The following is a 20,192-nucleotide window of genomic DNA, read 5'->3' as shown; positions in this document are numbered from 1 at the left end:
TCCAGTCTGATGCTGCAGCGCTTTGTCGTTGCATCGGCTTTTCCGAAAACCGGTATCCACTTTTCAGGCCGATGCCCTACGCAGCGCGGCTGACGCCTTCCATGCGTACCCGGCCATCGGACCCTTCCGTCCATGCCGCGATGCCGCCATCGGGCAGGCGCTTGGCCTTCACCAGGAAATCGTCGCCTGCGATCAGTGGCGCGACGCCGCGGTAATCCAGCCTGATCGGTTCGCCGCCCGACAGCGTCGCGATGATGTTGAGCAGCAGCGTCGCCTGGATCGGCCCATGTACGACGAGGCCGTCATAGCCTTCCTCACCCGTCACATAGGGATAGTCGTAATGGATGCGATGGCTGTTGAAGGTGATGGCGGAGTAGCGGAACAGGAAGACCGGTGAGCTCGCGACCTGCCAGACCAGATCGGCCGGTCGCGGGTCCTCCGGTGCGGGCGCAGGGGAGGCGGGCGCGCCCGGCTTGGCGGCTTCGCGGTAGACGATGTTGTGGCGCTCGCGAAGCGCGACGCCGCGTGGCGTAATAAGCTCGTGGTCGACGGCGACGAAGCAGAGCGGCCCCGTGCGACCCTGCTTGTAGGAGATGTCGCCGATCACCGAGCGGCGCGTGACCTCGTCGCCCGTCTGCAGCGGCGCAAGGGTCTCGATCGTTCCGCCAGCCCACATCCGGCGCGGTAGCGGCACGGGCGGCAGGAATTCGCCCTTGGCGGCATGGCCGTCAGTGCCGATCGCGCCCATCGGGGCGATCGGCTGGGCCAGGCACCAGTGCAGGGCAAGCGGCGCCTCACCCTCGGCATAGGGCGCCAGGTGCGGCGCGAAGGTCGCCTCGAAGCTCCGCACCAGACGCGGTGTGACGAGGTCGGCGGCTGCTTCAGTCCTGCCGGTCCAGCGCTTGAGGGCGTCAAGATCGATGCTCATCTCAGTAGGACCTCGGCATGCCCAACACATGTTCGGCGAGATAGGACAGGATCAGGTTCGTCGAGATCGGCGCGACCTGGTAGAGCCGTGTCTCCCTGAACTTGCGCTCGATGTCATACTCCTCGGCAAAGCCGAAGCCGCCATGCGTCTGCACGCAGGCATTGGCCGCCTCGAACGAGGCGTCGGCCGCCAGCATCTTCGCCATATTGGCTTCGGCCCCGCAATCCTTGCCCTGCTCGTAGAGCCGCACCGCCTCGCGCACCATCAGCTCGGCGGCGCGCATGTTGGCGTAGGCCTTCGCGATCGGGAACTGGACACCCTGGTTCTGGCCGATCGGGCGGCCGAAGACCTGCCGCTCCCTGGCATAGTTCGAGGCTTTCTCGATGAACCATTTCGCATCGCCGACGCATTCGGCGGCGATCAGGATGCGCTCGGCATTCATGCCGGACAGGATGTAGCGAAAGCCCTTGCCCTCCTCGCCGATCAGGTTTTCGGCAGGCACGCGGACATTGTCGAAGAACACCTCGGTCGTGGCATGGTTCATCATCGTCCGGATCGGCCGGATGGTGAGGCCGGCTTTCAGCGCTTCGCGCATGTCGAGGATGAAGACCGAGAGCCCCTCGGTGCGCTTGGCGACCTGCTCGCGCGGCGTCGTGCGGGCCAGAAGCAGCATCAGGTCGGACTGCGCTGCCCGGCTCGTCCAGATCTTCTGCCCGTTGACGACATAGTGGTCGCCCTCGCGCCGGGCGAAAGTGCGCAGCGAGGTGGTGTCGGTGCCGCTCGTCGGCTCGGTGACGCCGAAAGCCTGCAACCGAAGGGCGCCGGACGCGATCCTGGGGAGATAGTTGCGCTTCTGCTCGGCAGAACCATGCCGGAGCAGCGTGCCCATGATGTACATCTGGGCGTGGCAGGCGCCGCCATTGCAGCCCTGCCGCTGGATCTCCTCCATGATCACGGTCGCGGCCGAGAGTGGCAGGCCGGCCCCGCCATACTCCTCCGGGATCAGGGCCGAGAGGAACCCGCTTTCGGTCAGCGCGGTGACGAACTCGGCGGGATAGGCCATCTCGCGATCGAGCTTGCGCCAGTATTCGCCGGGGAAATCGGCACAGAGTTTTGCGACGGCGTCGCGGATCTCGGTGTGATCGAGGTCTTGCATGGCGTGCTGCTTGTCTCAGGCGGATTGGGCGGCGGCCGTCACGGCGAATTCGGCGCGCAGAGCGGCTTCATGCTCGCCGAGCTCCGGCACGCGCCGCATCTGCGCGCGCTGGCCGTCGACGATGGCGGGAGGGGCCAGGACCTCGATCGGACCCGCCGGCGTCTCGACCGTCAGCGTCGTCGCGGCCGGGTGGGTGATCAGGTCGCCGACGCTCGAGACCGTGCCATAGGCGATTGCGGCCTGATCGAGCGCGGCGGTGACGGCCGCAAAGGGCCGTGCGATCAGGATCGCCTGGATCGCGGCATCGAGCGCGGCCCGTTCCCTGACGCGGAGCACATTGCTGGCGAAGCGCGGGTCGTTGGCCAGGGCCTCGTCCTGAAGCACCTCGCGCGCCAGGACCTGCCATTCGCGCTCGCTCTGCACCGCCAGAAGCACGTTGCCATCGGCGAGCTCGAAGACGCCATAGGGCGCGATCGAGGGATGGGCGAGGCCGAGGCGTGGCGGCTCGATGCCGCCATAGCGCCGGGTCAGATAGGGCACGTTCATCAGGTCGGCGATGGTGTCGAACAGCGAGAGCGCGATCTGCGAGCCTTCGCCGGTGCGGGCACGCCGGAGCAGAGCCTCGAGAATCGCGGCATAGGCGGCGTTCCCGGTGGCGATATCGGCGATGGAGACGCCGATCCGCGTTGGTCCGGAGCTTTCGTTGCCGGTGATCGAGGACAAGCCGGCCTCCGCCTGGATCAGCAGGTCATAGGCCTTGCGCGTGTAATGCGGCGTGCCGGGCGCATAGCCCGAGACATCGCAGGTGATCAGGCGCGGATGGCGCTTGCGCAGCTCGGCGCTGCCGATGCCGAGGCGGCCGGTCGCGCCCGGAGCGAGGTTCTGGATGAAGACATCGGCCTTGGCCAGCATCGCCTCGACCATGGCGAGGTCGTCGGGCTGCTTCAGGTCGACGCGGCAGGATTCCTTGCCGCGGTTGATCCAGACGAAATAGGAGGACAGGCCATTGGCGTAGTCGTCATAGCCGCGCGAGAAATCGCCCTCCGCCCGTTCGAGCTTGATGACGCGCGCCCCCGCATCGGCCAGCCGGCAGGTCGCCACTGGCACGGCGACGGCCTGTTCCAGCGCCACGACCAAGATTCCTTCGAGAGCATTCGTCATCACGTTAAGCCAGTTGGTCTTGTCCTGCGGGCGAAACGGACCTTTCGAGCCACGCAAGTCAAATAGAGTTTTGCGATGGCATCCATAGCGCGGCGAACCGAGCGCGTCCGGCGGACGGACTATAGAAAATCGCTATGGCCTTCATCGCTTTATTCTTCTTGTCGGCCTCTTTCGCCTATGCGCCCCTTTCGGCCCCGGGAGACGCGCCGCCGCAAGAGCGCGCCCCAGTGCAATGAGGGAGATGCACCATGGTGAGGATGAAATGGGCGGCGGCGCTTGCCGCTGCTGCGATGCTGGGCGCGCCGGCGCTGGCGCAGGACAAGCCGAAGGAGCTCGTGGTCGGCATCGCGACCTTCCTCTCCGGCCCGGCCTCCGTCTTCGGTGTGCCGGGCAAGAACGCGGCCGATCTCTTGATCGAGGAGCTCAACGCCAAGGGCGGCGTTCTCGGCGTGCCGGTGAAGCCGGTCTATGTCGACGAGGGCGCCGGCACGAACCAGCTGCTCTCGGAATACCGCCGCGTCGTGCAGGAACAGGGCGCGCAGGTGATGTTCGGCGCGATTTCGAGCGGCAGCTGCAACGCGCTCGCCCCCGTCGCGGAGGACCTCAAGGTCGTCAACGTAATGTGGGATTGCGGCACGCAGACCATCTTCGAGGAGGGCAAGTGGAAATACTCGGTGCGCACCCAGGCTCATGCCGGCGCCGAGATGATGTCGACCCTGCTCTACCTGATGAAGGCCAAGCCGGACTTCAAGACGATCGCGGTCGTCAACCAGGACTATGCCTGGGGGCGCGAATCCTGGGCCCTGTTCCAGGCCGGGCTGAAGGCGCTGAAGCCCGATGTGAAGGTCGTTGCCGAACTCTTCCCGAAATTCGGGGCTCCCGACTTCTCGACCGAGATCACGCGCCTCTCCGCCCTGCGGCCCGATGTCGTGCTCTCGACCTCCTGGGGCGGCGATCTCGACACCTTCGTCCAGCAGGCGGCGGCGCGCGGCCTGCTCAAGCAGTCGACCTTCGTGCTGCCGCTCGCGGAGAGCTCGCTGGAGCGCCTCGGCAATGTCCTGCCCGAGGGCGTGATCATCGGCGGGCGCGGCGACCATTACTGGCTGCACCCCAAGCACAAGAACTCGCCGGAGATGCTGTCCTTCGTGAAGAAGTACAAGGACAAGACCGGTGTCTACCCGATCTATCCGACCTTCCACATGGCGCAGGCCGTGATCGGGCTCGCCAAGGCCTATGAGAAGGCAGGCCAGGCCGCGGGCGGAAAATGGCCGAGCAAGGAGCAGGTGATCGCGGCCTTCGAAGGGCTCGAGTTCAAGAGCCTGACCGGGACGATCTCGATCCGTTCGGACCATCAGGGGCTCGAGGACCAGTTGCTCGGCACCACCAAGCGCGTGCCGGACTATCCCTTCGCCGTCTACGACAAGATGGCGCTCTATCCCGGCAAACTGGTGACGACGCCGCTCGGCGAGAAGTCGCTGGAATGGTTCGCCAAGGTCAAGCCGGAGCTGGTGACCGACACGTCGATCGAGACCTTCGATTACGCGAAGTGAGGCGAATGGCGGGCTGTCCCGGTTCGAGCCGGATCAGCCCGTTCACCCCCTCCAGACTGCTGCCGTCACTCCGGGCGGGCCGGAACCATCGTCGATCACTGACCCCGCGATGGATGCCGGCCTTGGCGCTTCGCCGCAGCCGGGATGACGCTTCAACCCTGTGGCGCAAGGACGAAAAGCCGGTTCATGCCTCCTGAAATGCTTTTTCTCGCGGCGCTCGACGGCCTCGCCTATGGCTCGCTGATCTTCCTGGTCGCGGTCGGGCTGTCGCTGATCTTTGGCGTGCTCGGCGTGCTCAACGTGGCGCATGGCAGCTTCTATGCGATCGGCGCCTATGTCGCGGCCGCCGGCGTGCTGGCGATGACAGGCATGGGCTTGCCGGCCTGGCTGGCCTTTCCCTTCTTCATCGTCGCAGCCGTGCTGGTCGGCGTCGTCGTCGGCGGGCTGGTCGAGACACTGCTGCTGCGGCGGATCTACGGCAAGGAGGAGGTGCTGCAGCTGCTCGTCACCTTCGCCGTCTTCATGATCCTCGAGGATGCGCAGAAGGTCGTCTTCGGGGTGCAGCCCTATTTCGCCAATGCGCCGATGAACTGGCTCGGCACCATCGAGGTCTTCGGCATCTTCTACACCCAGTACCAGCTCATCCTGATCCCGGTCGTGGCGCTTCTCGTGCTGGTGGGCTTGCGCCTCTTCCTGCGCCGCACCGCCTTCGGCCGTGCCATCGTGGCCGTGACGCAGGATCGCGAAGCGGCAACCGCGATGGGGATCGACGCGACGCGGGTCTACCTGATCACCTTCATCATCGGGGCCTCGCTTGCCGCGCTTGGCGGCGCGCTCTCCTCGGCCACGACCTCGCTCACCCCCGGCATCGGCTCGGGCATGATCGTGCTTTCCTTCGCGGTCGCGGCCACCGCCGGGCTCGGCCGCATCGAGGGCGCGGCGGTCGCGGCCCTGCTGATCGGGCTCGGCCGCTCGGTCGCCGTCTATTTCGCGCCCGAATTCGACGTGCTGATCCCCTATCTGATCATGGTCGCGGTGCTGCTGATCAAGCCCGAGGGCCTGTTCACCACCGTACAGACGAGGAAGGTGTGATGGCCCGCCAGCTCATCATCGGCGCGGGCCTGCTCGCTGCGCTCATCATCTTCCCGCTGCTCTCGCCCTGGTCGACGGTCATCCTGACCGTCGCGCTGTGCGAGGGGTTGGCGGCGCTCGGCATCCTCGTGCTGCTGCGGGCCGGGCAGGTCTCCTTCGGCCATGGGCTCTATTTCGCCTTCAGCGCCTATGTCGTCGCCTTCATGGCGGCGGCCCGCTTCGGCCATGAGGTGCTGATCCTCGTGCCGGTCGCAACCGCGGCCTCCGGGCTGCTTGCGGCCCTGGTCGGGCTCTTCGTCGTGCGCTACCGGGCGATCTTCTTCGGCATGCTGAACCTTGCCATCTCGATGGTGTTCTTCTCGCTGCTGGAGAAGCTGTTCTCGATCACGGGCGGTGCCGATGGCAAGCGCGTCCCGCGCCCCACGCTCGCCGGCATCAGCCTCGAGCGCGGCGAGTTCGAGCTCTGGATCTTCTACATCACGCTGGGCCTGGCGGTTCTCGCAGCGCTCGGCGTCGCGCGCTATCTCCTTTCGCCCGGCGGCAAGGCCCTGGAGGCGATCAAGTCGAACGAGACGCGGCTCGAATATCTCGGCGTCTCCAGCCGCAAGGTGCTCTTCGGCGCCTATGTGCTGTCGGGCCTGCTGGCCGGGCTCGGCGGGGCGGTCATCGCGCTCGTCTCCGGCCATGTCACGCCGGAACTGGCCTATTGGGTCCGTTCGGGCGAGTTCGTCTTCATCGCCATCCTGGGCGGGGTGGGCGGCGTCGTCGGCCCCTTCCTCGGGGCGTTGATGTTCCAGATCATCCGGGGCTATGCGGCGGTCTATGCGCCCGAGACCTGGCATGCGGTGCTCGGCGTGATGCTTCTCGTCATTATCTTCTTCGCGCCGAACGGGCTCTATGGCCTGATGACCGGCCGCAAGCCGGCGGGGACGGGCCAATGAGCGCACTCATCCTCGAAGCCCGGGACCTCGAGCTGCGCTTCGGCGGCGTGCAGGCCGCGAATGGCGCGAGCCTCAAGGTCCACGCCAATGAGCGCATCGCGATCATCGGACCCAACGGCGCCGGCAAGACCACCTTCATCAATCTCTGCACCGGCTATCTCAAGCCGCAGGCGGGGTGGGTGTTCTTCGCGGGAAGCGACATCACGGCGCTCTCGCCGCGCGCCATCACCCGGCTCGGCGTCGGTCGTTCCTTCCAGATCCCGCAGCTCTTCCTCGAGAACACGGTGATCGAGAACCTCTTGCTGGCGCTCAGCGCCCGGGAGGGGACATGGTCGCCCTTCCTCAGGCTCGACCGTCATCCGAAGACCGAGGAGATGTGGGCGCTGCTCGACATCGTCGGGTTGAAGGAGGCCGGCCGCCGCATCGTGCGCGAGCTGCCGGAGGGCATGCGCAAGCTCATCGACATCGCGGTCGCGCTCGCGCTCGAACCGAAGCTGATCTTCATGGACGAGCCGACCAGCGGCGTTTCCAGCCACGAGAAATTCCAGGTGATGGATACGCTCACCCGTGCGCTCGATGCCCGCGCCACCACCGCCATCTTCGTCGAGCACGACATGGATGTGGTCGCGCGCTACGCCAGCCGCGTCGCCGTCTGGGCCGGTGGGCGCATTGCCCATGAGGGCACGCCCGACGAGATCCTGAACCATCCCGAGGTCCGCGAGACCGTCATCGGCGTGGGAGTCTGATCATGCTGGAGATCAAGGGCCTGACTGCCGAGATCGAGGGCGTGCAGGTGCTGCGCAAGGTCGATCTGTCCCTCGCCGAGGGCGCGACGGTGGCGCTGATCGGCCGCAATGGCGCGGGCAAGACCAGCCTGCTGCGTGCCATCATGGGCTTCATGAAGGTGACTGCCGGGGAGATCTTCTTCGACGGCAGGCCGTTGCTGCAGGTCAAGCCGCATGAGCGCCCGCGCCTTGGCATCGGCTACGCCCCGGAAGACCGCCGCCTGTTCTCGACCTTCACCATCGAGGAGAATATCCGCCTGCCGGCCGAGGTGATGAAGGTGCGCGAGGCCGAGATCGCCAGGCGCCTGGAAGGCGTCTACCAGGTGCTGCCGGAACTCGCCGATCTGCGCCACCGGCCGGCCGCCGGCCTCTCCGGCGGGCAGGGCAAGATGGCTGCGCTGGCGCGCGCACTGATGGTCGGCACGCGCATCATTCTGCTGGATGAGCCGTTCCAGGGGCTCGCCCCCGTGCTCGCCAATCGTTATGCCGCTGCCTTGCGCGCCCTGCGCGACAGCCATCCCGACATCGCCTTGCTCATCACCGAATCCAATCCCAGCCTGCTCCGGACCTTCGCCGAGCGCAGCTATGCGATCGAGCGCGGCGAGGTGACCGAGATTGCCGGCGGTCTGGCGGCGAGTTCGCTGGAAGCCGCAGGCCTGCATTGACTTCGGAAGGACACCCTATGACGCAGCATTTCATCAATGGCCGCCATGTCGACGGCCGGACAGGCGAAACCATGGCGGTGCTTGCGCCCGCGACCGGCGAGGAATTCACCCGCATCGCCTGCGGCACGGCCGAGGATATCGACGATGCGGTGAAGGCTGCGCAAGCCGCCTATGAGGGTGCCTGGGGCAAGCTGACGGCGGCAGAGCGGGGCCGGCTGATTGCGAAGCTCGCGCTCAAGGTGCAGGACCATTTCGACGAACTGGCCAGGATCGAGGCGCAGGATACCGGCAAGCCGATGGCGCAGGCCAGGGCCGATATCGAGGCGACGGCGCGCTATTTCGAATTCTATGGCGGCGCGGCGGACAAGGTGCATGGCCATGTCATCCCCTTCATGAACGGGTACAGCGTCAGCGTCGTGCACGAGCCGCACGGCGTCACCGGCCATATCCTGCCCTGGAACTATCCGGCGCAGATGTTCGGCCGTTCGCTGACGGCGTCGCTCGCCATGGGCAATGCGGTGGTGCTCAAGCCCGCGGAGGAGGCCTGCCAGACGGCGCTCAGACTGGCCGTTCTCGCTTCCGAGGTCGGCTTTCCCGATGGCGCGATCAATATCGTCACCGGGCGCGGCCATGAGGCGGGCGCCGCACTCTCGGCCCATCCCGGCATCGGCTTCATGTCGTTCACCGGCTCGCCCGAGGTCGGCAAGATGGTGCAGAAGGCCTGCGCCGAGAACCTGATCGGCTGCACGCTGGAACTCGGCGGCAAGTCCCCGCAGATCGTCTTCGACGATGCCGATTTCGACGCGGCGGTTCCGATCGTCTGCAAGGCCATCGTGCAGAACACCGGGCAGACCTGCTCCGCCGGCAGCCGCGTGCTGGTCCAGAAAAACGTCTATGACGCGTTCGTCGGCGCCGTCGCCAGGCAGTTCTCCATGCTGCGGGCCGGCACGCCGGAAATGGATCTCGATTGCGGGCCGGTGATCAACGCCAGGCAGCAGGGCCGGGTGCAGAACTTCATTGACCAGGCCCGCGAGCAGGGCATCCCGGTCCTCGCCGAGGGGCAGATCGCGCAGGGCGTGCCGAATGGCGGCTTCTACGTCACGCCGACCCTGTTCGGTCCGGTGCCGCGGGGCAACCGCCTGGAGCAGGAGGAGGTCTTCGGGCCGGTGCTCTCGGCGTTCCCGTTCGAGGACGAGAGCGACGCCATCCGGCTTGCCAATTCGACCGCCTATGGACTCGTGGCCGGCATCTGGACCGGCAATGGCGGGCGCCAGCAGCGTGTCGCCAAGAGCGTCCGCGCCGGGCAGGTCTTCATCAATGGTTATGGCGCCGGAGGCGGCATCGAGCTGCCCTTCGGCGGCACCGGCAAGAGCGGCCATGGCCGCGAGAAGGGCTTCATGGCGCTGGAAGAGTTCGCGGTGACCAAGACGATCGTCCACAAGCACGGCTGACTCTTTCACGGTGAAGCGCGGGAACCTCGCCGAAAACCCTCTCCGATAGTTATCGGGAGGGAATCGCGCCCCACCTTCTCCCCTTGCGGGAGAAGGTGGCCCGAAGGGTCGGATGAGGGGGGCGCGGTGCCCTTGCCGGTTATCGCCCCGCAAGCCTCAAACCTTCCAACGTCGCGCGACCCCTCACCCCAACCCTCTCCCGCAAGGGGAGAGGGGGCACGTCGCGCTGAATCCCGCGTCGGTCGGCACGGCCGCATTCGGGCCGCTCTACGATCATGCCGGGTTCGCGGCGCTGGCAGTGGTCGCTGCCGCCTTGATGCTCGCGGCCACGCTTGCGGCTGCGCTGGCGCGGCGCGCGCCGACGCCCCCCAAGGCATGAGCCTCGAGGCGGATGCCTACATCAGGATCACATGGCGGATCGTGCGGCCTTCGGCCAGCGCGTCAAAACCCTCGTTGATCTCGTCGAGCCCGCTCGTGCTGGTCAGCAGCTTGTCGACCGGCAGCTTGCCGCGCAGGTAGAGGTCGATGAAGCGCGGGATGTCGCGGCCGGGGATGCAGCTCCCGACATAGGAGCCCTTCAGGGTCCGCTCCTCGCCGACCAGCTTGACCGGAGCGAGCGCGAGCGTGTGCGCCGGGTTGGCAAGGCCGGCCGTGGTCGTCGTGCCGCCGCGCCGGGTGATCTGGTAGGCGAGGTCGAGCGCCTTGACCGAGCCGGCCATCTCCAGCCCGTGGTCGACGCCGCCCTTGGTCGCCGCGCGGATCGCCTCGACGACGCCGGTATCGCCGGCATTGAAGGTGTCGGTAGCGCCCAACTCGCGGGCGATCCGGAGCTTGTCCTCGGAGAGATCGACCGCGATCACGCGGGCGGCGCCGCAGGCGACAGCGCCGAGCAGCGCGCTCAGCCCGACGCCGCCAAGGCCGACGACGGCGACGCTCTCGCCGGCGCGGACCTTTGCCGTGTTCACCGCGGCGCCAACCCCGGTCAGCACCGCGCAACCGAACAGCGCCGCGATCTCGTGCGGGATATCGGCCTCGATCTTCACCAGCGAGTAGCGCGAGATCACCGCATGCTCGGCAAAGGCCGAGACGCCGACATGGTGGTTCACCGCCCGGCCATGGGCCGAGAGCCTGCGCCCGCCGCCGAGCAGCTCGCCTGCGCCATTGGCCGCGTTGCCGGGCTCGCACAGGGCAGGGCGACCCTCGCTGCACGGCGCGCAATGGCCGCAGGAGGGGACGAAGACCATGATGACGCGGTCGCCCTTCTTGAGGTCGTTCACGCCGGGGCCGGGCTCGACGACCTCGCCGGCCGCCTCATGGCCGAGCACCATCGGCACCGGGCGGGGCCGGTTGCCGTCGATCACCGAGAGGTCGGAATGGCAGAGTCCGGCGGCCCGCACGCGGACCAGGACCTCGCCCGGACCGGGCGGAGCGAGCTCGACCTCTTCGATCGCAAGCGGCCTGGAGCGCGCATAGGGCGCGGCGACGGGGCTGGCATTCAGGACGGCGGCGCGGATCTTCACGGGCGTTTCCTCGGGCAGGCTGAGTTCTATGGCCGGTGTGAAGGTCGGGCGCGATGCGACCCCTGTCAAAGAGGAAATCGCGATCAGCCGTATAAGGCCGGGCGATCGCCGTCCTCACCGAGCGTCGCCGTCCAGGTTTCGTCGGCCACCAGCCCGCGCAGGATCTCCCAGGACAGCTGGCCGATGGCGCGCGCCGCAGCCGGCATCGGGCGCTCGGTCGAGTAGGCGAGATAGACCTTGCGGTGCAGCGCCGGCCTGTCGATCCTCCAGGTCTGGAAGATGCCGGCCCTGGCCTGCGGGCTGACGGCCATGCGGGGCAGGATGCCGTAGCCCAGCCCACGCTCCGCCAGCCGCTTGATCTGCGAATAGGATTCGATCTCGATCGCCGGGTTGATGGCGGCGTGGACGCCAAGCGCGGCCTCGTCGATCTGGTCGCGCAACCCGTGCCCCTGGCCCGGCAGGATCAGATCGAGTTTGGCCGCCTCGGTCAGGCTGACGGTGCCCCCGGCCGGCGCCGCGACGGCATTCAGCGAAGGCGCTCCGAACAGGCAGAGCTCCTCCGTCAGGACATGGTGGATGCCGAGGCCCTTGGGGTCGGAGGTTGAGTAAATCACCGCGAGGTCGACCTCGCCGCGGCGCAGCCAGTCGAGTACGAAGCCGCTCATCGCCTCGGCGATGCGGATGCGCACGGCGGGGTAGCGGTCCCGCGCCGCCTCGATCAGCGGCACGCTGAACTGTTCGCTGACGGTGCCTGGCAGGCCGATGCGGACCTCGCCGCCGGGCGCGGCCGATACGCCGCGCACGGAGTCGCGCAGCTCGGCGAATTCGGCGAGGATGGAGCGAGCCCGCGCGAGCAGGCGCTCGCCTGCTTCGGTCGGGATGACGCCGCGCGTGCCGCGATGCAGGAGCGGCACGCCGAGCTCATCCTCCATATGGCGCAGATGCTGGCTGAGTGCCGGCTGGGCGACGCGCAGCTTGGTCGCAGCCTTCGAGAACGAGCCCTGCTCGACGATCGCGGTGAAATAGCGGAGCTGGCGCAGATCCATCGCGGCTTCATCTCTCCCGGCGGCCCATGAATGATCGCCGCATGGTGGTAGCGTCCGCGGCGTGCGAAGGCCAGAGACCCCCGGCACGGCCATGCAACGGCTGAACGGCAACGCGCCGCGGGGCGCAGCGAAACGCCGTGAAATCAGCGTCTTGTCGCACCCTCTCTGAAGCACTCTTGCCGGGGGCGCCCAAGCTTTCGGTTATGCGCGCCAGAGCGAAGGCTTATTGGCCGTCACGCAACGGCACGTGCATCCTCGCAGGTGGCGTGAGGACGGGAGGCCCTCTTCAAGGAGCGCCTCATCCGGAACGCCCAGCAGCAGCAACCGGCGCAAGACGCCGGATGGTCACGTTCAGGAGGAATGCCATGTCCAGGGATCTGATCTTGCCGAGCCGTGCCAGCCGTCGCGGCTTCCTCAGCGGCGCTGTCGCGCTTGCGGCGGGGGCGACCATGCCGATCGGCGCCACGTCCTTCGCCAAGGCGCCGCTCTCCAACAATCAGGCGCCCTATTTCTACCGCTTCATGCTCGGCCCTTCCGAGGTGACGGTCATCTCCGACGGGCCGCTGCCGCTCGGGGACCCCGGCACGAATTTCGTCGGCGTCGCCAAGGACGAGGTCTACAGGATGCTGGAGACGAACTTCCTGCCGAAGGACAATGTCGTCCTCGAGCAGAACGTTCCGGTGGTGAATTTTGGCGATCGGCTGGTGATGTTCGACACCGGCATGGGCTTTTCGAAGGCCTTCGGCCCGACGACCGGGCGCCTGCAGAAGAGCCTGCAGGAGGCCGGCATCAAGCCCGGGGATATCGACGCCATCGTCTGCAGCCATGCCCATATCGACCATATCGGCGGCATCTGCACGGCGGACGGCAAGGCCAATTTCCCCAATGCGCAGATCTATATCAGCCAGATCGATTTCGATTTCTGGACGGATGAAAGCAAGCTCGGCTCGCCTCTCAAGGCCTTCGTCGAACACGCGCGCGCCAATCTTCTGCCGGTGCGCGACCGCATCGTCTTCTTCCGGGATGGTCAGGAATTCCTGCCGGGCATCCAGGCGATCGCGGCGCCGGGCCACACCGCCGGCCATCACATCTTCATGGTGTCCTCGGGCGGAAAGACCTTCGCATTCCTTGGCGATCTGACCCACCACGCGGTGCTGCTGCTCGAGAAGCCGCTGATGGAATTCGCCTATGACAGCGACCCCAAACAGGCCGCACAGTCGCGCGTGAAGCTGCTCGGCATGCTGGCGGCCAACAAGACACCCGTAATGTCCTATCACTTTGCCTGGCCGGGTTTCGGTAATCTGGCCAAGGCGGGCGATGGCTACTGTTATTTTGCCGCACCTATGGACATGCTGCGTGGGTGAGTGAGCTGCGCTGCGGTGCTCCTCCCCCTGCGGCGCCTCACCGGGGCCGGGGTCTGCACGAATGCTTCGGCCTTCGCGCAGGCTCCGGCCTTCCCTTGCCGGGCCTTTCAGTCTCGCAGGGGGCGGGGCACCGTCACCGGGCGTGCCTCGCGGGCCTGGGCGGCAAGGCGCATCGGTGCATTGACCGCGCCAAAACCGGAATAGCCGCCGCGACGCTCGACGATCTCGAAGAAGAAGCGCTGGGCGAAGACGTGACTGTAGACCTGCAGGAACTCGGCCTCGCCGTCGCGGTCGTAGAGGATGTGGTGCTCGCGCAGCCGGTCGATGACGTCGGGCTCCAGTCCGTGCCGGGCCTCCAGGTCGTCGTAATAGTTCGCGGGGATGTCGAGGAAGGACAGCCCTGCCGCGCGCATCGCCGTGACGGCGGCAAAGATGTCGGGTGCGCTGAAGGCGATATGTTGCACGCCAGAGCCGAAATGCTCGGAGACGAAGCGCGAGGAGAGCGTCCGTGTCGCCTGCGAACCGTTGAGCACGAAGCGGACGGCACCGTCTCTGCTGATGATCGGCCGGCTCGCGACCAGTCCGGCGGGATCCGCGACATCGGTTTGCTGGATGCGCTCCAGTTCGAAGAGCGAGGTATAGAACAGCAGCCAGGACAGCATCTCCTCGTAGTCCATCGACTGCGAGATATGGTCGACGCTGTCCAGGAGGGCAGGTGAGGGCGCGCGCTCATCTGCCGTTGCGATGAACTCCTTCTCCCAGACATGGCCGAGCTCGCCCTTGGGCTCGGTGAAGTAGATCAGCGCGCCGCCGACTCCACGGATCGCCGGAATATGCATCTCGCCCGGCGCGATCGGCTGCTCGAAGGCTGCGATTTTGAGCTGCTTCGCCCGCGCCATGGCCTGCGCCACATCCGCCACCCGCAGGCCGATCGCACAGACGCCGGGCCCGTGCATGATCGCATGCGACTGGGCAAAGCCGTCCTTCTCGGTGTTGAGCACGAGATTGATGCCGCCCTGGCTCCAGCGCGTTACCGCTTTGCTGACATGGTGCCCGGTCTGCCGGAAGCCGAGCGCGGTGAAGAGTTCCGCCAGGCTGTGGGCCGTCTCCTCGTCGAGCGCGAACTCGATGAACTCGACGGCAAGGCAGGGCGCGCGCGGTGGCAGCTCCGGCGCGACCTGGTCGGCGAGCTGGATCAGCGAGCGCACGCCGTCGGTCGCGAGCCGCCGGGCCGAGCCGGCGCGAAACTGGTCGTTGAAGACCTCGAGTGAGAGCGGCCCGGAATAGCCCGTCGCCTCGACGGCCCTGACGAAATTCGCCACCGGCAGATCGCCCTGTCCGGGGAAGCAGCGGAAATGCCGGCTCCAGCTCAGCACATCCATGTCCAGCGCGGGCGCATCGGCGAGCTGGACGAGGAAGATGCGGTCTCCGGGGATCGTCGTGATCGGCCCCAGGGGCGAGCGCCGCGCAAGCGTGTGGAACGAGTCGAGGATCAGGCCGATGCGCGGATGGTCGGCCCGGCGCACGATCTCCCAGGCGTCGCGGTAGTCGTTGATATGCCGGCCCCAGGCCAGCGCCTCGAACCCGACCTTGACGCCATGTTTCTCCGCCAGGGCTCCGAGCTCTCGCAGATCGGCCGCTGCACGGTCGATGCCGGCCTCGGCCTGCGGCGAGACATTGGAGCAGATCAGCATCAGCTCGGCGCCGAGCTCGTTCATGATCGCGAATTTGCGCTCGGCCCGGGCGAAGGCGCGGGCGCGCTGCGGCTCCGGCATGCCCTCGAAATCGCGGAAGGGCTGGAAGGCGGCGATGCCCAGGCCGAGATCGGCGATCATCCGGCCGACATCGCGCGGGCTGCCGTCGAAGGTCAGGAAGTCATTCTCGAAGACCTCAACCGCATCGAACCCGGCGCCGGCGATGGCTTGCAGCTTCTCGGCAAGATCGCCGCTGAGCGAGACGGTGGCGATCGAGGTCGGTTTCATGCTGCACCTGTCCCGGACAAGACCCGCAGCGGAGCGGGCTTGACGGTTGCCCCGGTTCGGGCTGCCTCTGCAACGGCCTCGACGACCGCCAGCGTGCGGGCGGCATCGGCTGCGCCGGTCAGCGGCGCTTCGCTGCCGCGGATGACGGCGCAGAAGTGCCTGAGTTGTTCGGCCAGCGGTTCGACAGGCTCGACGCCACGGCTCTCGTGCTGGAGCGGCTCCCACCAGCCGGCCTTGTCCCGGTAGTGCCAGAAATCGAGCTTCGGCAAGGCCAGCGAGCCTTCGCTGCCGGCGATCAGGTAACAATGGCCCTCGCGCTGCGGATAGGCCTTGTTCTCGCCCGAACTGAGCTCCCAGCTCCAGGGCGAGGGCGTTACGTCCGAGACGGTCGCGGTCCCGAGTGCACCATTGCTGAAGCGGAAGATCAGGGCGGCGCTGTCCTCGACGGCAAAGCCGCGTGTCGCGTTGGAGGTGATGGCCTGCACGCTGTCGATCTCGCCGCAGATGAAGCGGAGATTGTCGATATCGTGGATCAGGTTGATCAGCACCGGCCCGCCGCCCGGTTCGCGCCGCCAGGCGACGTCGAAATAGTCGTCCGGCTTCTTGATCAGGAACAGCGCATTGACGGCGACCAGCCGGCCGATGCCGCCTTCGCCGACGATCCTTCGCGCCGCCTTGACGATCGGGTTGTGGCGGCGGTGATGGCCGGCAAGCACGGCGACGCCCGTGCGCGCCTGGGCATCGACGAGCTGTTGCGCCGCAGCGACGCTCTCGGCGAGCGGCTTCTCGACCAGCACCGGCACGCCGGCCTCGAGGCAGTCGATCGCGCCCGGGACATGCAGCGCATTGGGCGTCGCGATGATGGCGCCGTCCGGCTTCATCGCTGCCAGCATCTCCTGCTGCGACGGGAACCAGCGCAGATTCCGCTCGGCCGCGATGGCCTTTGCCGCCTCGGTCGGGTCGCAGATGGCGGCCAGTGCGCAATCCGGCGAGGCCTCGATGCGCAGGAGATGGGCGCGGCCGATCAGGCCGGCGCCGACGAGCGCGATCTGGAGAGGTTTGCTCATGCGGCCTCCGTCATTGCGCCGCCGAGGAAGAGCTGGCCGACGCGCGGATCGGCGAGGATATCGGCAGCCGGTCCCTGCATCCTGGTCTGGCCCAGCTCCAGCACAAGCCCCTCATCGGAGATCTCCAGCGCCGAGCGGGCATTCTGCTCGACCATCAGGATGGTGACGCCGCCCGTGCGCAGATTCTGCAGAATGCCGAAAGTCTCCTGCACCATCATCGGCGACAGCCCGATCGAGGGCTCGTCGATCAGCACGAGCTTGGGGTCGAGCAGCAATCCGCGCACGATCTCGAGCTGTTTCTGCTCGCCGCCCGAGAGGGTGGACGCCTGCTGGTCGGCCTTGCGGCGCAGCGCCGGAAAGCGATCGAGCGCGGCTTCCAGCCGCTTCGGCATATCGGTGATGCGCGAGCCCGCCGCGACTGCGCCGAGCTCGATATTATGGCGCACGGAGAGCTCGGGGAAGATGTTGCGCCCCTGCGGCACATAGCAGATGCCGGCCTCCAGGAGCTTGCGCTGGTTCCAGTGGGTGATTTCGGTGCCGTCCAGCCGGATATGGCCCTCGCGGACCTTGAGCAGGCCGAAGATCGCCTTGAAGACGGTCGACTTGCCGGCGCCGTTGGGGCCGATCACCGTGGTGATGGCGGCGCGCCGGACCTTGAAGCTCGTGCCGTTCAGGATGGTCATGGCGCCATAGCCGCCGACCACGCCGTCGAGTTCGAGGATATGGGCGTCCATTCCAGTCGCTCCTCAATGGCCGAGATAGGCTTCGATGACCTGTGGATTGGCCCTGACTTCGGCAGGCGTTCCCTCGGCCAGGACCTTGCCTTCCGCCAGCACGAGCACGCGGGTGCAGAGCGACATGACGAAGTCCATGTTGTGCTCGATCACCACGAAGGTCGCGCCCTGCTCGGCATTGATGGCGCGCAGGCGCTCCTTGAGGTCGCCGAGCATGGTCAGGTTGACGCCGCCCGCCGGCTCATCGAGCAGCACGAGGCGGGGCCCCGCCATGAAGGCCATCGCGGCATCGAGCAGCTTCTGCTGGCCATAGGAGAGCCCGCCCGCCTTGGCGTCGACGAGATGGCCGAGTTTGAAGAAACCGATCATCCGGTCGGCCTTCTCCGTCAGCCCGGCATCGCGCCGCCCGAAGAAGCGCGTGAGCATCGTGCCCTCATGTTCCTGGCCGGCGAGGATCAGGTTCTCGCGCACCGAGAGCTCGGGGAAGACCTGGAGCAGTTGGAATGTGCGGCTGACGCCGAGGCGGTTGAGGTCGGAGGGGCGCATGCCGGTGACCTCCTTGCCGTCGAGTTTCACCGTGCCCTCGGTCGGGTCGAGCTGGCCCAGGATGCAGTTGAACAGGGTCGACTTGCCGCAGCCATTCGGCCCGATGATGCCGAGGATCTCGCCCTCCTTGACGGAGAAGGAGACACCGTTCACCGCCTTGATGCCGCCGAAGGCCTTGTGGATGTTCGAGACTTCGAGGACCGGGCTCATGAGCGGCCTCCGGTGTTGGCGGCCACGCTCTTGCCGATCTTGCCCTTGCCGGTGAGCTTCGCCCAGCCGCGTTCGAGCAGGCCGCTCACGCCCTGCGGGCAGGCGATCAGCAGCAGCATGACGATGGTCGCGAAGATGATCAGGTAGAGCGACCCGACGACGCGCAGCCATTCCGGCAGCACCACGCCGAGCAGCGCGCCGATGAACGGGCCGAGCAGGTAGCCGGCGCCGCCCGCGACCACCATCAGCAGCAAGAAGAAGCTCTGCGACAGCGAGAAGGGCGAGGGGTCGATGAATTCGACCAGCGGAGCGTAGAGCGCGCCGGCAAAGCCGGCATAGGCCGAGCCGATGGCGAAGGCGAGCAGCGTGTACATGCGCGTGTCGATGCCGAGGCTGGCGGCCCGGATCGGGTTCTCGCGCAGCGCCGTGAAGGCGCGGCCCCAGGGCGAGCGGATCATCCACCATAGCGCGATCGCCAGGATCAGGGTGACGATGACGACGAAACGGTGGAAGGCGAGCGCGCCGTCGAGCTTGAGCCCGAAAAAGCTGGGGCGCGGGATGTTCGAGAGCCCGAAGACGCCGCCGGTCAGCCATTGCTCGTTGCGCAGGATCAGCCAGATCAGCGTGGAGAAGGCGAGCGTGACGAAGGCGAGGTAATGCGCCTTGACCCGCAGCGCCGGGAAACCGAGCACTAGCCCGACCGCGAAGGTCAGCAGGCCCGAGGTCGCAAAGGAGGCGTACCAGTTCAGCCCGACCTTGGTGGTCAGCAGCGCCGTCGCATAGGCGCCGAGCCCCATGAAGGCGGCCTGTGCCAAAGACTTCAGGCCGGCATAGCCGAGCGTCAGGTTGAGGCCCATCACGGCAATGCTCATCACCAGCCAGAGCGAGAGCACATAGGTACCATAGCGGCCCATGCCGGCCGGGGCGAACCAGAGGATGACGGCGCCGAGCATCAGCGTGATCAGGGTGCCGTCGGCGAAGGCGGCAAGGGACGGCACTCTTGAAAGGCGGCCGCGCTGCTGCGGCAGGCTTGCCTCGGTCGCGGGCGCGGTCATACGCGGCGCTCCTCTTTGCGGCCCATCAGGCCTTCCGGCTTGAGCAGGATGATGACGACGAGAAGAACGAGCGGCACGGCCAGGCGATAGGAGGATGAGATATAGGCCGCCGCCATGCTGTCGACGATGCCGACCACGAGTCCGCCGACCAGCGCGCCGCGCACCTGGTTGAAGCCTCCGACGATGGCGGCGATGAAGGCGAACAGGCCGATGACCTCGCCGTTCGAGAATTTTGCCAGATAGATCGGTGAGATCAGCACCGAGGCGACGACGGCAAGCGCGGCGTTGATCACGAAGGTCAGCAGCACCATGCGCTCGACCGGGATGCCGAGAATGCGCGCGACGGTCGGGTTCTGGGCCGTGGCCTGCATCTGTCGGCCAAGCCGCGTGCCGCCGACGAACCATTGCAGCAGGCCGATCACGGCGAAGGCGACGACGATGATGGCGACATGCTGCAGCGAGATCGAGGCGCCGAAGACCGAGATCGTCTGGGTCGGCACGAAGGAGGGGAAGTTCTGAGCCTCCGCCGAGAAGCCGTCCTTGGCGCCTTCCTTCATGATGATCGAGAGCGCCATCGTGGCGATGGCAAGCGGCAGCACGCCGTGCCGGATCATCGGATCGACCACCGCGACCTTGAACCCGACGCCGAAGATCAGGATGAAGGCGGCGATGCCGATCAGTGCGCCCAGCCAGATCGGCGCGCCGAACAGCTTGATGGCGAGCAGGACCAGCACCGCCGGCAGCATGACGAACTCCCCCTGGGCGAAATTGATCGTCTGCGAGGTCTGCCAGACCAGCGTGAAGCCGATCGCGGCCAGCGCGTAGATCGCGCCTGTGGCGATGCCGGCGATGAGATAGGCGATGAATTCAGCCATGGCGCGTCCTCGTCCTGTTGGCGCTGCCTGTGTTGCGACCTGCCGTCGTCCCCCTGGCGCTGGC

General features: G+C 67.0%; 18 protein-coding genes. 7 read left to right on the top strand and 11 right to left on the bottom strand.

All coding sequences use genetic code 11. From position 1 onward, the window contains the following. Window positions 1–76: 76 nt before the first annotated feature. From AB4118_RS05435 to AB4118_RS05425, 3 genes are read right to left on the bottom strand one after another with little or no spacing between them, the layout of a single operon-like run. On the bottom strand, window positions 77–928 hold the full coding sequence (locus AB4118_RS05435) for an HTD2 family dehydratase (RefSeq protein ID WP_441488771.1): 852 nt from the start codon (window positions 926–928) through the stop codon (window positions 77–79). A 1-nt stretch (window position 929) separates the two neighbouring features. Then, window positions 930–2,084, bottom strand: coding sequence for an acyl-CoA dehydrogenase family protein (locus tag AB4118_RS05430; RefSeq protein WP_441488770.1), 1,155 nt, complete (start codon window positions 2,082–2,084; stop codon window positions 930–932). Between the two features lie 15 nt (window positions 2,085–2,099). Further along, entirely contained in the window at window positions 2,100–3,245 is a 1,146-nt protein-coding gene (locus AB4118_RS05425) for a CaiB/BaiF CoA transferase family protein (RefSeq protein ID WP_441488769.1), read from the bottom strand. Between the two features lie 248 nt (window positions 3,246–3,493). Between AB4118_RS05425 and AB4118_RS05420 the strand changes: the two genes are divergently transcribed. The 6 genes from AB4118_RS05420 (at window position 3,494) to AB4118_RS05395 (ending at window position 9,729) form a co-directional block, all read left to right on the top strand. Continuing rightward, window positions 3,494–4,795, top strand: coding sequence for an ABC transporter substrate-binding protein (locus tag AB4118_RS05420; protein ID WP_441488768.1), 1,302 nt, complete (start codon window positions 3,494–3,496; stop codon window positions 4,793–4,795). Window positions 4,796–4,993: 198 nt separating this feature from the next. Beyond that, window positions 4,994–5,887, top strand: coding sequence for a branched-chain amino acid ABC transporter permease (locus AB4118_RS05415; protein ID WP_441488767.1), 894 nt, complete (start codon window positions 4,994–4,996; stop codon window positions 5,885–5,887). Beyond that, window positions 5,887–6,828 (top strand): branched-chain amino acid ABC transporter permease, encoded by a 942-nt coding sequence (locus AB4118_RS05410; protein WP_441488766.1) that lies wholly within the window; start codon window positions 5,887–5,889, stop codon window positions 6,826–6,828. Before AB4118_RS05415 ends, AB4118_RS05410 begins: the two co-directional genes overlap by 1 nt. Beyond that, window positions 6,825–7,574, top strand: coding sequence for an ABC transporter ATP-binding protein (locus AB4118_RS05405; RefSeq protein WP_441488765.1), 750 nt, complete (start codon window positions 6,825–6,827; stop codon window positions 7,572–7,574). Before AB4118_RS05410 ends, AB4118_RS05405 begins: the two co-directional genes overlap by 4 nt. A gap of 2 nt (window positions 7,575–7,576) precedes the next feature. Next, a complete protein-coding gene (locus AB4118_RS05400; RefSeq protein WP_441488764.1) occupies window positions 7,577–8,278 on the top strand; it encodes an ABC transporter ATP-binding protein in 702 nt (233 codons plus the stop codon). A 17-nt stretch (window positions 8,279–8,295) separates the two neighbouring features. Beyond that, window positions 8,296–9,729, top strand: a complete 1,434-nt coding sequence (locus AB4118_RS05395; protein ID WP_441488763.1) for an aldehyde dehydrogenase family protein — start codon at window positions 8,296–8,298, stop codon at window positions 9,727–9,729. A gap of 395 nt (window positions 9,730–10,124) precedes the next feature. Here AB4118_RS05395 and AB4118_RS05390 read toward each other — a convergent pair whose 3' ends face one another. Both AB4118_RS05390 and AB4118_RS05385 read right to left on the bottom strand, forming a co-directional pair. Then, the gene (locus AB4118_RS05390; protein ID WP_441488762.1) at window positions 10,125–11,249 is read right to left on the bottom strand and encodes a zinc-dependent alcohol dehydrogenase family protein; all 1,125 of its coding nucleotides are present in this window, start codon (window positions 11,247–11,249) and stop codon (window positions 10,125–10,127) included. 83 nt (window positions 11,250–11,332) lie between these two features. Continuing rightward, window positions 11,333–12,295 carry a LysR family transcriptional regulator gene (locus AB4118_RS05385; protein ID WP_441488761.1) on the bottom strand — a complete coding sequence of 321 codons (963 nt, stop codon included), beginning with the start codon at window positions 12,293–12,295 and terminating at the stop codon, window positions 11,333–11,335. Window positions 12,296–12,660: 365 nt separating this feature from the next. Between AB4118_RS05385 and AB4118_RS05380 the strand changes: the two genes are divergently transcribed. Continuing rightward, entirely contained in the window at window positions 12,661–13,659 is a 999-nt protein-coding gene (locus AB4118_RS05380) for an MBL fold metallo-hydrolase (protein ID WP_441488760.1), read from the top strand. 107 nt (window positions 13,660–13,766) lie between these two features. Here the strand turns inward: AB4118_RS05380 and AB4118_RS05375 are convergent, their stop codons facing one another. From AB4118_RS05375 to AB4118_RS05350, 6 genes are read right to left on the bottom strand one after another with little or no spacing between them, the layout of a single operon-like run. After that, the gene (locus AB4118_RS05375; protein WP_441488759.1) at window positions 13,767–15,641 is read right to left on the bottom strand and encodes a bifunctional sugar phosphate isomerase/epimerase/4-hydroxyphenylpyruvate dioxygenase family protein; all 1,875 of its coding nucleotides are present in this window, start codon (window positions 15,639–15,641) and stop codon (window positions 13,767–13,769) included. After that, entirely contained in the window at window positions 15,638–16,708 is a 1,071-nt protein-coding gene (locus AB4118_RS05370) for a Gfo/Idh/MocA family protein (RefSeq protein ID WP_441488758.1), read from the bottom strand. Before AB4118_RS05370 ends, AB4118_RS05375 begins: the two co-directional genes overlap by 4 nt. Then, window positions 16,705–17,442, bottom strand: a complete 738-nt coding sequence (locus AB4118_RS05365; protein WP_441488757.1) for an ABC transporter ATP-binding protein — start codon at window positions 17,440–17,442, stop codon at window positions 16,705–16,707. The genes AB4118_RS05370 and AB4118_RS05365 overlap by 4 nt, the downstream gene beginning before the upstream one ends. Before the next feature lie 12 nt (window positions 17,443–17,454). Then, complete coding sequence (locus AB4118_RS05360) at window positions 17,455–18,198, bottom strand: ABC transporter ATP-binding protein (RefSeq protein ID WP_441488756.1); 744 nt, start codon at window positions 18,196–18,198, stop codon at window positions 17,455–17,457. Further along, window positions 18,195–19,253: a branched-chain amino acid ABC transporter permease gene (locus AB4118_RS05355; RefSeq protein ID WP_441488755.1), complete on the bottom strand. Its 1,059-nt coding sequence runs from the start codon at window positions 19,251–19,253 to the stop codon at window positions 18,195–18,197. Before AB4118_RS05355 ends, AB4118_RS05360 begins: the two co-directional genes overlap by 4 nt. Next, window positions 19,250–20,128 (bottom strand): branched-chain amino acid ABC transporter permease, encoded by an 879-nt coding sequence (locus tag AB4118_RS05350; RefSeq protein ID WP_441488754.1) that lies wholly within the window; start codon window positions 20,126–20,128, stop codon window positions 19,250–19,252. Before AB4118_RS05350 ends, AB4118_RS05355 begins: the two co-directional genes overlap by 4 nt. Window positions 20,129–20,192 lie beyond the last annotated feature (64 nt).

This window comes from Allobosea sp. 2RAB26 (assembly GCF_052115465.1).
GTDB lineage: Bacteria > Pseudomonadota > Alphaproteobacteria > Rhizobiales > Beijerinckiaceae > Allobosea.
This window is presented reverse-complemented; position numbering and strand designations above follow the sequence as displayed.